Origin of the sequence: Streptomyces sp. NPDC092952 (genome assembly GCF_044754785.1) — a bacterium.
Taxonomy (GTDB): Bacteria; Actinomycetota; Actinomycetes; order Streptomycetales; family Streptomycetaceae; genus Streptomyces.
Window position 1 is genome coordinate 233,407 of sequence record NZ_JBIVPT010000008.1, and the last position, 12,526, is coordinate 245,932.

The 12,526-nt window shown below is 72.8% G+C and carries 13 protein-coding genes; 4 read left to right on the forward strand and 9 right to left on the reverse strand.

Annotation, left to right across the window (positions count from 1 at the left end):
- Positions 1–64 precede the first annotated feature (64 nt).
- The 4 genes from coaD to ACIQGQ_RS21435 form a co-directional block, all read right to left on the reverse strand.
- Positions 65–547: a pantetheine-phosphate adenylyltransferase gene (gene coaD / locus ACIQGQ_RS21420; RefSeq protein ID WP_402398308.1), complete on the reverse strand. Its 483-nt coding sequence runs from the start codon at positions 545–547 to the stop codon at positions 65–67.
- Positions 548–573: 26 nt separating this feature from the next.
- Positions 574–1,158 carry a 16S rRNA (guanine(966)-N(2))-methyltransferase RsmD gene (rsmD, locus tag ACIQGQ_RS21425; protein ID WP_366296054.1) on the reverse strand — a complete coding sequence of 195 codons (585 nt, stop codon included), beginning with the start codon at positions 1,156–1,158 and terminating at the stop codon, positions 574–576.
- Positions 1,159–1,267: 109 nt separating this feature from the next.
- The gene (gene recG, locus ACIQGQ_RS21430) at positions 1,268–3,484 is read right to left on the reverse strand and encodes an ATP-dependent DNA helicase RecG (RefSeq protein WP_402398189.1); all 2,217 of its coding nucleotides are present in this window, start codon (positions 3,482–3,484) and stop codon (positions 1,268–1,270) included.
- A gap of 73 nt (positions 3,485–3,557) precedes the next feature.
- Positions 3,558–5,192 (reverse strand): DAK2 domain-containing protein, encoded by a 1,635-nt coding sequence (locus ACIQGQ_RS21435; protein WP_402398191.1) that lies wholly within the window; start codon positions 5,190–5,192, stop codon positions 3,558–3,560.
- A 259-nt stretch (positions 5,193–5,451) separates the two neighbouring features.
- Here ACIQGQ_RS21435 and rpmB point away from each other — a divergent pair, with 259 nt between their 5' ends.
- Entirely contained in the window at positions 5,452–5,637 is a 186-nt protein-coding gene (rpmB, locus tag ACIQGQ_RS21440) for a 50S ribosomal protein L28 (RefSeq protein ID WP_030928661.1), read from the forward strand.
- 74 nt (positions 5,638–5,711) lie between these two features.
- Here the strand turns inward: rpmB and thiD are convergent, their stop codons facing one another.
- The gene (thiD, locus tag ACIQGQ_RS21445) at positions 5,712–6,527 is read right to left on the reverse strand and encodes a bifunctional hydroxymethylpyrimidine kinase/phosphomethylpyrimidine kinase (RefSeq protein WP_402398193.1); all 816 of its coding nucleotides are present in this window, start codon (positions 6,525–6,527) and stop codon (positions 5,712–5,714) included.
- A 10-nt stretch (positions 6,528–6,537) separates the two neighbouring features.
- Entirely contained in the window at positions 6,538–7,506 is a 969-nt protein-coding gene (locus ACIQGQ_RS21450; RefSeq protein ID WP_352276277.1) for a thiamine-phosphate kinase, read from the reverse strand.
- A 321-nt stretch (positions 7,507–7,827) separates the two neighbouring features.
- Here ACIQGQ_RS21450 and ACIQGQ_RS21455 point away from each other — a divergent pair, with 321 nt between their 5' ends.
- A complete protein-coding gene (locus tag ACIQGQ_RS21455; protein WP_352276276.1) occupies positions 7,828–8,061 on the forward strand; it encodes an Lrp/AsnC ligand binding domain-containing protein in 234 nt (77 codons plus the stop codon).
- Between the two features lie 20 nt (positions 8,062–8,081).
- Positions 8,082–8,567 (forward strand): DUF3515 domain-containing protein, encoded by a 486-nt coding sequence (locus ACIQGQ_RS21460; protein ID WP_402398196.1) that lies wholly within the window; start codon positions 8,082–8,084, stop codon positions 8,565–8,567.
- Between the two features lie 44 nt (positions 8,568–8,611).
- On the opposite strand, the gene ACIQGQ_RS21465 is transcribed toward ACIQGQ_RS21460, so the two are convergent.
- The 3 genes from ACIQGQ_RS21465 to ACIQGQ_RS21475 all read right to left on the reverse strand — a co-directional run bounded on the left by ACIQGQ_RS21465 (position 8,612) and on the right by ACIQGQ_RS21475 (position 11,647).
- Complete coding sequence (locus ACIQGQ_RS21465) at positions 8,612–9,769, reverse strand: D-alanine--D-alanine ligase family protein (RefSeq protein WP_402398198.1); 1,158 nt, start codon at positions 9,767–9,769, stop codon at positions 8,612–8,614.
- Positions 9,770–9,887: 118 nt separating this feature from the next.
- Positions 9,888–10,898 (reverse strand): NAD(P)H-dependent glycerol-3-phosphate dehydrogenase, encoded by a 1,011-nt coding sequence (locus ACIQGQ_RS21470; RefSeq protein ID WP_402398200.1) that lies wholly within the window; start codon positions 10,896–10,898, stop codon positions 9,888–9,890.
- On the reverse strand, positions 10,895–11,647 hold the full coding sequence (locus ACIQGQ_RS21475) for a lysophospholipid acyltransferase family protein (protein WP_352276271.1): 753 nt from the start codon (positions 11,645–11,647) through the stop codon (positions 10,895–10,897). The genes ACIQGQ_RS21470 and ACIQGQ_RS21475 overlap by 4 nt, the downstream gene beginning before the upstream one ends.
- Before the next feature lie 253 nt (positions 11,648–11,900).
- Here ACIQGQ_RS21475 and cofC point away from each other — a divergent pair, with 253 nt between their 5' ends.
- On the forward strand, positions 11,901–12,518 hold the full coding sequence (gene cofC, locus ACIQGQ_RS21480; protein WP_402398202.1) for a 2-phospho-L-lactate guanylyltransferase: 618 nt from the start codon (positions 11,901–11,903) through the stop codon (positions 12,516–12,518).
- Positions 12,519–12,526: the final 8 nt, after the last annotated feature.

The following is a 12,526-nucleotide window of genomic DNA, read 5'->3' on the forward strand; positions in this document are numbered from 1 at the left end:
GACGGACGGGACCGACTGTACGGCCAGTCGGCGCCCGTCCGACACCTGCTGACGGTCCGTCAGTTCACCGGTTCCCGGCGAGGCGCTCGGTGAGTGCCTCCTGGACCACCGGCGGGAGCAGGTGGGAGACGTCGCCGCCCCAGGTGGCGACCTCCTTGACCAGGGAGGACGACAGGAAGCTGTAGGTGGGGTTGGTCGGCACGAAGAGCGTCTCGACGCCGGACAGGCCGTTGTTCATCTGGGCCATCTGGAGTTCGTAGTCGAAGTCGCTGACGGCCCGCAGGCCCTTCACGATCGCCGGGATGTCGCGCTGCTTGCAGAAGTCGACCAGGAGGCCGTGGAAGGACTCGACCCGGACGTTGCCGAACTCGGCGGTGACCTGCTCGATCAGGTCGATCCGTTCCTCGACGGTGAACAGCCCCTGCTTGGACTGGTTGATCATCACCGCGACATGTACGACGTCGTACAGCTTCGAGGCACGGCCGATGATGTCGAGGTGTCCGTTGGTGATGGGGTCGAAGGACCCCGGACAGACGGCGCGGCGCAATGTGATTCCCTCCCTCTCCGGTCCGGTCATCGTGCGTCTTCGCACGTAGAGGCGGCGCGACCGTACCAAAGCGTGCCCTCGCCGTATCGACGGGCCCGCAGTGGTTCGAACCCCTCGGGCCAGCCGAATTCCCCGCCTCTGGTGCTGCGTTCCACGGTGACGAGCGCGTCGCCGGTGAGCCAGCCCTGAGCACGGAGTGTGAGCAGTATCTCGGCAAGATCGTCGTCGGTGACGGCGTACGGCGGGTCCAGGAAGACCACGTCGTACGGCTCGGCCGGTGCCGGGCCCGTCACGATCTGCTCCGCTTTGCCGGTGCGGACCTCGGCGCCGGGGAGGCCGAGCGTGCGGACGTTGTCGCGGACGGTCTTCGCGGCCCTGGCGTCGGCCTCGACGAGCAGGGCGTGGACCGCCCCCCGGGAGAGCGCCTCCAGGCCGACGGCGCCGGAGCCCGCGTACAGGTCGGCGATCCGGATGCCCTCCAGGGTGCCGAGCAGGGCCTCCCAGGTGGAGAAGAGGCCCTCGCGCGCCCGGTCGGAGGTGGGGCGGGTGCCGGTGCCGGGCGGCACGGCCAGGCGGCGTCCGCCGGCCGTGCCGGCGATCACGCGGGTCATGGGTGTCTGGTCCTCGGTTCGTGGGCGGCCCGCGGGGTGCCGCGGCGCCGTGCCACCACGATATGGCGTGGCGGCCGGTCGGGCCCGCGCACCCGGGCGCCCCGGCACCTCACCCCTTGTCGAGGTACTGCTCGCGCTCCTTGTCCAGCAGGGCGTCCAGCGCGGTCCGCAGCTCGGGCAGACCGGACAGCTCCGGGTCGGCGGCGACGATCGCGACCGCCTCCTCGCGGGCGGCGGCGATGACCTCCTCGTCGTCGATGACGGCGAGCATCCGCAGCGAGGAGCGGACCCCGGACTGGGCCTGGCCGAGGACGTCGCCCTCGCGGCGCTGTTCCAGGTCGATCCGGGAGAGCTCGAAGCCGTCGAGGGTGGCGGCGACGGCGGAGAGCCGGGCGCGGGCCGGGGACGCCTCGTGGGCCTCGCTGACCAGCAGGCAGAGCCCGGGGGCGGAGCCGCGCCCGACCCGGCCACGCAGCTGGTGCAGCTGGGAGACGCCGAACCGGTCGGCGTCCATGATCACCATGGCGGTGGCGTTGGGGACGTTGACCCCGACCTCGATGACGGTGGTGGCGACCAGGACGTCGACCTCGCCCGCGGCGAAGCGGCGCATGACGTCGTCCTTGTCCTCCGGGTTCATCCTGCCGTGCAGCACCTCGACGCGGAGTCCGGCCAGCGGGCCCTTGGCGAGCTGCTCGGCGATCTCCAGCACGGCCAGCGGCGGGCGCTTCTCGCCCTCGTCCTCGGCGGCCTTCTTCTTCGCCTTCTTCCCCGCCGCCTCGTCCTCGGCGTCGTCGCCGATGCGGGGGCAGACCACGTACGCCTGGTGGCCGCCCTCGACCTCCTCGCGCACCCGGTCCCAGGCGCGGGTGAGGAAGTGCGGCTTGTCCTTGGCGGGGACCACATGGCTGGCGATCGGCGAGCGGCCGGCCGGGAGCTGGTCCAGGACGGAGGTCTCCAGGTCGCCGAAGACGGTCATGGCGACCGTACGGGGGATGGGGGTGGCGGTCATGACCAGCAGATGCGGCGGCTGCTTCCCCTTGGAGCGCAGGGCGTCGCGCTGCTCGACGCCGAAGCGGTGCTGCTCGTCGACGACGACCAGGCCCAGGTCGTGGAACTTCACCTTGTCCTCGATCAGGGCGTGGGTGCCGATCACGATCCCGGCCTCGCCGGTGACGAGGTCGAGCAGGGCCTGGCGGCGGGCGGCGGCGCCCATCGAGCCGGTGAGCAGCACCACCTTCGTGCCCTGCTCGCTGCCGCCGAGGAGCCCGCCCTCGGCCAGGTCGCCCATCATCTCCGTGACGGACCGGTGGTGCTGCTGGGCGAGCACCTCGGTGGGGGCCAGCATGGCGGCCTGCCCGCCCGCGTCGACGACGCCGAGCATGGCGCGCAGGGCGACCATCGTCTTGCCGGAGCCGACCTCGCCCTGGAGGAGCCGGTGCATCGGATGGTCGGTGGCCAGGTCGTCGAAGATCTCGGCGGAGACCTTCCGCTGCCCCTCGGTGAGGGTGAAGGGCAGCCTGGCGTCGAAGGCGTCCAGCAGCCCGTCCGGGACGGGCCTGCGGGGCGCCGCCGGGAGCTGAGTGTCGGCGTATCTGCGGCGGGCCAGCGCGACCTGGAGGACGAAGGCCTCGTCCCACTTGAGCCGGTCCCTGGCCTCGGCGATGTCAGCCTTGGTCCGCGGGCGGTGGACCTTGAGGAGCGCCTCGGGCAGGGCGGTGAGGCCCCGGCCCTCGCGCAGCCCCGGCGGCAGCGGGTCGACGGCCTCCCCGGCGCGCGGCAGCACCGTGTCGACCGCCTTGGCGATCCGCCACGAGTCGAGCTGCTTGCAGGCGGGATAGATCGGCAGCAGCCGCCCGGCGAAGGCGTCCACCGCCTCGCTGTCCCCGGCGCCCTCGGCCCCCTCCGCGTCCAGCAGCTGGTACGTGGGGTGGGCCAGCTGCATCTTCCGGTTGAAGACGGAGACCTTGCCCGCGAACATCGCCCGCCTGCCCGGCAGCAGCTCCTTGTGCGGCTTGTGGACGCCGTGGCCGAAGAAGACCAGCTGGAGGCGGCCGTGGCCGTCGGTGAGGGTGACTTCGAGGCGTCTGCCGCGGCCGCCGTTGAACGTCAGGACGCGGGCGTCGGCGACCTGCGCGACCACCGTCACGTGCTCGTCCAGCGGGAGGTCGGACAGGGCCGTGAGCCGGCCGCGCTCCTCGTACCGCCGCGGGTAGTGGTGGAGCAGATCACCGACCGTGTGCAGGTCGAGGTGTTCGGCCATCACCTTGGCGGTGGCGCCGCCGAGCAGCTTCTTGAGGGGTTCGTCGAACGCAGACACGCCGTCCATTGCACACCACGGCACCGACAATCGTCCGGCGGGCACCGCCGCGCCCCCGGGAATCCCGTACCGCCCGACGGGCCTACTCGACCCCGATGAGGAGCGGCGCGCTCCGGTGGCCGCCCCGGTAGACCATCGTGTCGACCGCCAGGTAGCCCTCGCGCACGTGCTCCTCCAGCGCGTCCGCGAGGCCGGCGGGGGTGTCCTCGCCCAGCACCAGGGTGACCAGTTCGCCGCCGGCCGCCAGCATCCGGTCCAGTACGGCGCGGGCGGTCCGGGCCACGTCCTCGCCGATGACGGCGACGTCGCCGTCGATCAGGCCGAGCACGTCGCCGGCCTGGCAGATGCCCGCCATGGTCCAGGACTGCCGTTCGGCGACGGCGAGTTCGGCGTAGCGGGTGGCCCCGGCGGCGGCGGTCATCGCCACCACGTCCTCGTCGAAGCTGCGGCCCGGTTCGTGGACGGCGAGGGCCGCGATGCCCTGGACGGCGGCCCGGGTGGGGACGAGGGCGACCCGGATCCCCTCCGTACGGGCCTGCTCGGCGGCTGCGGCTGCGGTGTGGCGCAGCTCGGCGTCGTTGGGCAGCAGGACCACCTCGCGGGCGTGCGCCCGGCGGATCGCGTCGACCAGTTCGCCGCTGGCCGGGGGCTCGCCGGGGCGGGCCAGCACGGTCGTGGCCCCGGCCTCCTCGCACAGCCCGCGGAGCCCCTCGCCGGGGACCACCGCGACGACGGCGCGCTGCGCGGGCTCGGCGTGGGGCTGGGCCCGGTCCGCGCCGAAGTGGGTGATCCGGATGCGGTACGGGCGTCCCGCCTCGACCCCGGCCTCCACGGCCGCGCCCGCGTCGTCGACGTGCACATGGACGTTCCACAGTCCGTCGCCGCCCACCACCACGAGCGAGTCGCCGAGCCCGTCGAGCCGGCCCCGCAGCCGGTCCACCGCCTCGTCCGACGCCTCCAGCAGGTAGATCACCTCGAAGGCGGGCCCGTCCGCCGCCGCGCAGTCGCCCGGCTCCGGCGCCACGGGCACCGGGCTTCCCGCCCCGCCCCGGCGGACCGGTGCCGGTGCCGCCGCCGGGACCCGCCCGCCGAGCGCCTCGACGAGCGCGCCGAGCACCGCCACCAGCCCGCGCCCCCCGGCGTCCACGACGCCCGCCCGGCCGAGGGCGGCGAGCTGTCCGGGGGTGGCCTCCAGTGCGGTGCACGCCCCGTCGTACGCGGCGCGGGCGACCTCGGCGGGCCGGGCGCCGTCCCCGGTGCGGGCGGCGTCGGCGGCCGCGGAGGCCACCGTGAGGACGGTGCCCTCGACGGGGTGGGCGACGGCCTGCCGGGCCGCCGCCGCGGCGACCGCGAGGGCCCGGCGCAGGTGGTCGGCGTCATGGCCGAGGGCCAGCTCGCCGGCCATCCCGCGCAGCAGCTGGGCGAGGATCGTGCCGGAGTTGCCGCGGGCGCCGATCAGGGCGCCGTGCGCCATGGCCCGTACCGCGTCGGCGGTGTCGGGGGCGGTGGCGCCGGTCTCATGGGCGGCGAAGACCGCTTCGACGGCCCCGGCGGCGGATTCCACGGTGAGGTAGAGGTTCGTGCCGGTGTCGCCGTCGGCGACCGGGTACACGTTGATCGCGTCGATCGCCGCGCGCTCCCGGCCCAGCGCCTCCAGCGCCAGGGAGCACCAGGTACGCACCGCGACGGCGTCCATGTCGTCGGCGGTCTGCGGCACCTGTCGGTCCTCCTCATGGTGCGGCCGTGGGCGGCCGGCTGGATGGCAGCGTAGCCCCGGGTCCGGGCCGGACCGGGGACAGGGGTCGGGACGGTCCGGGCGGAACCCGTGGTAGTTTCGTTCTACCGAAGCGGCCGTTGTATGCTGCTTCGGTTGCCCGATGAAAATCGGGCCATCCCTCCGGTATCGCCACTTCAGTCATCTGATTCCGGCGCGCCGGATTTCACTGTAAGTGCATCTGAAGTCTTTGGAGTGACCCGTGGCTGCCAACTGCGACGTCTGCGGCAAGGGGCCGGGCTTCGGCAACAACATTTCGCACTCGCACCGCCGTACGTCCCGTCGCTGGAACCCCAACATCCAGCGCGTGCGTGCCGTGGTCGGTCGGACGCCGAAGCGGCTCAACGTCTGCACCTCGTGCATCAAGGCCGGCAAGGTCGCGCGCTGACGTTCCCGTCGTAGCGCAGCCTTCCGGTTGCCCGAAAAGCCGGTCCACCTCGGTGGACCGGCTTTTTGCTGTGCTCAGGAGCCCTGACGGGTGCGCCAGCCGTGGTCGACCGGGCCGATCCCGGCGCCCAGCGGGAAGCCCGCCGCGATGGCCCCGGTGACGTAGCCCTTCGCTCCCCGTACCGCCGTGGGCACGTCCTGTCCCAGGGCCAGTCCGCAGGCGATCGCGGAGGCGAGGGTGCAGCCGGTGCCGTGGGTGTGGCGGTTGTCGTGCCGGGGGGCGGGCAGCCAGTGCTCCTCGGTGCCGTCGGTCAGCAGGTCCACGGGGTCGCCGGGCAGGTGTCCGCCCTTGACGACGACCCAGCGCGGGCCGAACTCCAGCAGGGCGGCGGCGGCCCGGAGCATCCCGGGTCCGTCCGTCACCCGGACCCCGGTGAGCTGCGTCACCTCGTCCAGGTTCGGGGTGGCGACGGTGGCGACCGGCAGGAGTCTCGTCCGTACGGAGTCGAGGGCCTCGGCGGCGAGCAGCGGGTCGCCGTGCTTGGAGACGCCGACCGGGTCGACGACGGCCGGGGCGGCGGTACCGGCGAGCAGTTCGGCCACCGTCTCCACCAGGAGGGCCGAGGAGAGCATCCCGGTCTTGACCGCCTGCACCCCGATGTCGTCGACCACACTGCGGTACTGGGCGCGGACCGCCTCGGCCGGCAGTTCCCAGGCGCCCTGCACCCCCAGCGAGTTCTGGGCGGTGACGGCGGTGAGCACGCTCATCCCGTGCACCCCGTGGGCCAGCATGGTCTTCAGGTCGGCCTGGATGCCCGCACCGCCGCCGGAGTCCGATCCGGCGACGGTGAGTACTCGGGCGGGTGCGGCGGCGGGTGCGGGTATCGGCATACGCCGCAATCTACTGGGCGTCCTCGATGTCCCCGAAGTGGTCCCAGCCCTTGCTGGTCCACGGCGCCCCGTCGACCGTGACCTGCGGCAGCGCCGAGGGGTTGAGGACCTCGCCGATCACCTTCCAGCGGGCGGGCAGCTTCACGTCCGGCGGGAAGGTGGCGACGATCGCGTGGTCCTCGCCCCCGGTCAGCACCCACTGGAGCGGGTCGACGCCGACGGCCTGCCCGATGTCGGACATCTGGGAGGGGATGTCGATGAGCCCGGCCCTCAGGTCGATCCGGACCTTGCTGGCCTCGGCGATGTGCCCGAGGTCGGCGACGAGTCCGTCGCTCACGTCCGTCATGGCGGTGGCGCCGAGCCCGGCGGCCGCGGGGCCCGCGTGGTAGGGCGGTTCGGGGCGGCGGTGGGCCTCGACGAAGGCGCGCGGCGAGCGGAAGCCCCGGGAGAGGACCGCGTACCCGGCGGCGGACCAGCCGAGCCAGCCGGTGACGGCGACGACGTCGCCGGGCTGGGCGCCGGCCCGGGTGACCGGTTCGTGGTTGCGCAGGTCGCCCAGCGCGGTGATCGAGACGGTGATCGTGTCGCCCCGCACCACGTCCCCGCCGACCACGGCCGCGCCCGCCACCTGGCACTCGTCGCGGATGCCGTCCATCAGCTCCCCGGCCCAGGTGACCGGGAGTTCGGCCGGGACGACCAGGCCGAGCAGCAGCGCGGTGGGCACCGCGCCCATGGCGGCGATGTCGGCGAGGTTCTGGGCGGCGGCCTTGCGGCCGACGTCGTACGCGGTCGACCAGTCGCGGCGGAAGTGCCGCCCCTCCAACAGGATGTCCGTACTGGCCACGACCCTGCGGTCGGGAGCGGTCACGACCGCGGCGTCGTCGCCGGGGCCGAGCCGTACCGCCGGAGTGGTGGTGAGCCGGGACGTGAGCTCCCTGATGAGCCCGAACTCCCCCAACTCGCCCACGGTTCCCTTCACCGAGTCTCACCTCTCATCTGTAGCGCCGGACCCTCGTCCGGCTGCTTCGGCGGCCGGGGTGCCGGGGCGCGGGCCGGCCGCCGCCGGGAGCGGTCCGCTCCACCCGCCCTGGTCATCCCCGTACCCCTTCCGGACCGCCGTGTCAGCGGTCGCGGGCCGTCCCTGCTGTCGGTAGTGTCAAGAGACACGTCAACCTGTGTGCGGTGCGCGCCACGCGGTGGACGTCAACGGACCCCAGGTCTCCCCGTGGCACGCGGTGACGCGATACCGTGGCGTCTCTTTCTTCCCCCGCATGATCCTCGTGGCCGCCCTGGAGGTTCCGTGGTACAGGCGTACATCCTTATTCAGACCGAGGTGGGCAAGGCGTCGACCGTCGCCGAGACCATCTCCCGAGTTCCTGGAGTGATGCAGGCAGAGGACGTCACCGGCCCCTACGACGTGATCGTCCGCGCCAAGGCCGACACGGTCGACGAGCTGGGCCGCATGGTGGTCGCCAAGGTCCAGCAGGTGGAAGGCATCACCCGAACCCTGACCTGCCCGGTCGTCCATCTGTAGTCCCCGTCTACGCTGGGCCGGTGACCTCATCGCGCCGGTTCCTCCGCCGTCCCGTGCTCCCCGGCCTGGCCGTGGCCGCTTCGCTGCTGGCCGCGGCGGGCTGTTCCTCGACGGACGCCGCGGGGTCGATCACGGTTCCCACACCCTCCGCGCAGGCCGCGGCGTACTGCCGCGCACTCCACGCGGAGCTGCCGAGGACCGTTGCCGGACTCGACCGCGGTGACGCCGGACCCGAGTCCGAACTGACCGCCGAATGGGGGGACGGGGAGATCGTACTGCGCTGCGGCGTCCCCCGGCCCGCCAAGATGGACGACCCCATGGCGAAGGGCACCGAGGCGAACGGCGTCAACTGGCTGCTGGAGCAGTCGAAGGACGGCGGCCCGCGGTTCACGACGACGTACCGCAAGGCGTACGTGGAGGTGACGCTCTCGGCGGCGTACGCGCACGACGCGAGCCCGCTGGCCGCGTTCGGCGCGCCCGTCAGCAGGACGGTTCCCGGGCTGTAGGGCGTGGCCGGCGCCGGAACGGCACCGGCCACGCCCCGGGAAGGTCAGCGCAGGCCGGTCGGGCGGCGCAGCGCGGCCTGGATCAGCCGGTCCACCAGCTCCTGGTAGCTCACGCCGCTCTCCTGCCACATCCGCGGGTACATGGAGATCGGGGTGAAGCCGGGCAGGGTGTTGACCTCGTTGATCACGAACTTGCCGTCCTCGGTGAGGAAGAAGTCGGCCCGGACCAGCCCCTCGCAGGAGGTGGCGTCGAAGGCCTCGATCGCGAGCCGCTGGACCTCGGCGGTCTGCTCCTCGGTGAGCGGGGCGGGCACGAGGCCGGGGGCCGAGTCGATGTACTTGGCCTCGAAGTCGTAGAACTCGTGCGAGGTCACCGGCGGGATCTCGGCGGGCACGCTGGCGCGCGGCCCGTCCTCGAACTCCAGCACCCCGCACTCGATCTCGCGTCCGCGCAGCAGCGACTCGATCAGGAACTTGGGGTCGTGGCGGCGGGCCTCCTCGATCGCCTCGTCGAGCCCGGCCAGGTCGTCGACCTTGGTGATGCCGATCGACGAACCGGCCCGCGCGGGCTTCACGAAGAGCGGCCAGCCGTGCTCACCGGCGAAGTCCACGATGCGCCTGCGTGCACCGGAGGGGTCGTTCTCCCACTCGCGGGGCCGGACCACCAGATAGGGGCCGACCGGCAGTCCGAAGGAGGTGAAGACCCGCTTCATGTACTCCTTGTCCTGGCCGACGGCCGAGGCGAGCACCCCGGCGCCGACGTAGGGCACACCGGAGAGTTCGAGCAGCCCCTGGAGCGTGCCGTCCTCCCCGTACGGGCCGTGCAGTACGGGGAAGACGACGTCGACCTCGCCGAGCGCCTTGGGGACGGAGCCGGGCTCGGTGTACGTCACCTCGCGGCTGCCGGGGTCGGCGGAGAGCGCCACGACCCCCTCGGCGGACTCGGCGAGCTGGGCCACGTCCGGCATCTTCCGGTCCGTGATGGCCATGCGCTCGGGCTCGTCGGCGGTGAGCGCCCAGCGTCCGTCGGCCGTGATACCGATCGGCAGGACGTCGTACTTGGTCCGGTCGATGGCGTTCAGGACGGCGCCGGCCGTGACGACCGAGATGCCGTGTTCGGAACTGCGGCCGCCGAACACGACGGCCACGCGCGGCTTGCGGAGCTGCCGCTCCGGGCTCTGGGGGAGGTTCTCGCTGCTCATATCGGGTTGAGCGTACCTGCTGGTACCCCGCGCGTCAGCGCCGCCGGGTCCGGCCGGAGCGGTGGCCCCGGACGTTCACCGCTCCGGTCGTGTCCGGCCCGTTCCGGGGCCGGACGGCTCAGCGCCGCTCGGCCTTGGCGCTGCGCGACATCAGCTCGGCCAGCGCGACCATCGGGGGTTTGCCCTCGTGGACGATGCCGACGACGGTCTCGGTGATCGGCATGTCGACGCCGTGCCGCCGGGCCAGATCGAGCACCGACTGGCAGGACTTGACGCCCTCGGCGGTCTGCTTGGTGACGGCGATGGTCTCCTGGAGCGTCATGCCCTTGCCCAGGTTGGTGCCGAAGGTGTGGTTGCGCGAGAGCGGGGAGGAGCAGGTGGCCACCAGGTCGCCCAGGCCCGCGAGTCCGGAGAAGGTCAGCGGGTCGGCGCCCATGGCGAGGCCGAGCCGGGTCGTCTCGGCGAGGCCCCGGGTGATCAGCGAGCCCTTGGCGTTGTCGCCGAGGCCCATGCCGTCGGCGATGCCGACCGCGAGACCGATCACGTTCTTCACCGCGCCGCCGAGTTCGCAGCCGACCACGTCGGTGTTGGTGTACGGGCGGAAGTAGGAGGTGTGGCAGGCGGCCTGGAGGCGTCGGGCCACGGCCTCGTCCGGGCAGGCGACGACGGCGGCCGCGGGGCGGCGTTCGGCGACCTCCCGGGCGAGGTTGGGGCCGGTGATGACGGCGATCCGGTCCGCGGGGATCCCGGCGACCTCCTCGATGACCTCGCTCATCCGCTTCGCGGTGCCGAGTTCGACGCCCTTCATCATGGAGACGAGCACGGTGTCGGGGGCGATGTGCCGGGACCACTCGGCGAGGTTGGCGCGCAGCGTCTGCGAGGGCACCACGAACACGACGAAGTCGGCGCCGTCCAGCGCCTCGACGGCGTCCGTGGTGGCCCGGACCGAGGCCGGGAGCTCGATCCCCGGCAGGTAGTCCGGGTTGGTACGGGTCGTGTTGACGGCCTCGGCGAGCTCGGCGCGGCGGCCCCAGAGGGTGACCTCGCAGCCGGCGTCGGCGAGGACCATGCCGAAGGCCGTCCCCCAGGAACCGGTCCCGAAGACGGCGGCCTTCACGGGCTGCGTCACTTGCGTCCCTCTCCTTCGGCCTTGCGCCGCTGCTCCGCACGGGCCTTGCGGTGGTCGTAGGGGTGCTCGGGGGCCTTCTCGCCCCGCACGATCTCCAGTTGCTCGGTGATCGCGGCCATGATGACCTCGGTCGCCTCGCGCAGGACCTCGGGCGTGGGCTCCTCGTCGTAGAACCGGGAGAGGTCCACGGGAGGTCCGGCCTGCACCTGAAGGGTCTTGCGGGGGAACAGCCGGAGCTTGTGCTCCTTGGCGTACGGGGGCATGGCCAGGTTGGCGCCCCACTGCGCGACGGGGATGACCGGGGCCTTCGTCATCAGCGCGACGCGGGCGGCACCGGTCTTGCCGGCCATCGGCCACATGTCGGGGTCGCGGGTGAGCGTGCCCTCGGGGTAGAAGGCGACGCACTCGCCGCGCTCGATGGCGTCGACGGCCGCCCGGAAGGCGTCCAGCGCGTTGGTCGACTCGCGGTACACCGGGATCTGTCCGGTGCCGCGCAGCATCATTCCGACAAAGGGGGTCTTGAAAAGGCCGGCCTTGGCGAGGAGCCGTGGCACCCGGCCGGTGTTGTACTGGAAGTGGCCGTAGGAAAGCGGGTCCAGATAGGAGTTGTGGTTGACCGCGGTGATGAATCCGCCGTCGGCCGGAATGTGTTCCGTCCCCCGCCAGTCACGCTTGAACAGAACCACCAGCGGCGGTTTTGCGATGACCGCCGCCAGGCGGTACCAGAAGCCGATTCTGCGGCGGGACACTCGGACACCTTCCTCTAGGGACTTCCAAGAACTTGATCTCTGCCTGGCTACCGAGGGTCAAGTCTCGCCCCAGGCCCCTGCTCTGTCGAGAACACCGTACGCCCCGCTTTCCGGACCGCCTCCCCGGGTGCGGGACCGACTCCCCGCTCCCCCGCGTTCCCGCGTCGGCAGGCGAGAATAGGCGGCGAAGCCCACCGAGGGGGAGATCGCCACGAACACCGACCCGACCGGGCCCTGGTCCCTGGTCGTTCCGTTGAAGCCCCTGGCCCTGGCCAAGAGCAGGCTGGCCCCCGCGGTCGGGCCGGTGCTGCGCCCCCGGCTCGCCCTCGCCTTCGCCCGGGACACCGTGGCCGCCGCGCTGTCCTGCCCGGCGGTGCTGGATGTGGTGGTGGTCACGGACGATCCCCGGGCCGGGGCCGCGCTCGCCGCGCTCGGGGCGCGGGTCGTCCCCGACGCCCCCGGCCGCGGGCTCAACGCCGCGCTCGCGCACGGCGAGCGGACCGTACGGGCCGGACGGCCCCGGGCCGCGGTCGCCGCCCTCAACGCGGACCTGCCCGCGCTGCGCGCCGATGAATTGGCCCGGGTCCTCGATTTTTCCGCGAAATTCCCCCGCGCATTTGTGACCGATGCGGCAGGAATCGGGACAACATTTCTTTCGGCTGCCCCCGGGGTGAAATTGCGCCCGGCTTTCGGCGGCCCGTCACGCGCCCGCCATCTGGACTCCGGGGCGGTGGAAATCGACCTGCCGGACATCGATTCGGTGCGCCAGGACGTGGACACCGGCGACGATCTGCGGGCCGCGACGGCACTGGGGGTCGGGGCGTACACGGCGGAGCACCGGTCCGCGGCGGCGGCCGCCCCGGACCGTTAGGCTGGCGC

Excerpts from the sequence above, each read along its gene's own strand:
- rsmD (WP_366296054.1), bottom strand. The coding sequence starts at position 1,158 with ATGACCCGCGTGATCGCCGGCACGGCCGGCGGACGCCGCCTGGCCGTG.
- recG (WP_402398189.1), bottom strand. The coding sequence starts at position 3,484 with ATGGACGGCGTGTCTGCGTTCGACGAACCCCTCAAGAAGCTGCTCGGC.
- thiD (WP_402398193.1), bottom strand. The coding sequence starts at position 6,527 with ATGCCGATACCCGCACCCGCCGCCGCACCCGCCCGAGTACTCACCGTC.
- ACIQGQ_RS21465 (WP_402398198.1), bottom strand. The coding sequence starts at position 9,769 with ATGAGCAGCGAGAACCTCCCCCAGAGCCCGGAGCGGCAGCTCCGCAAG.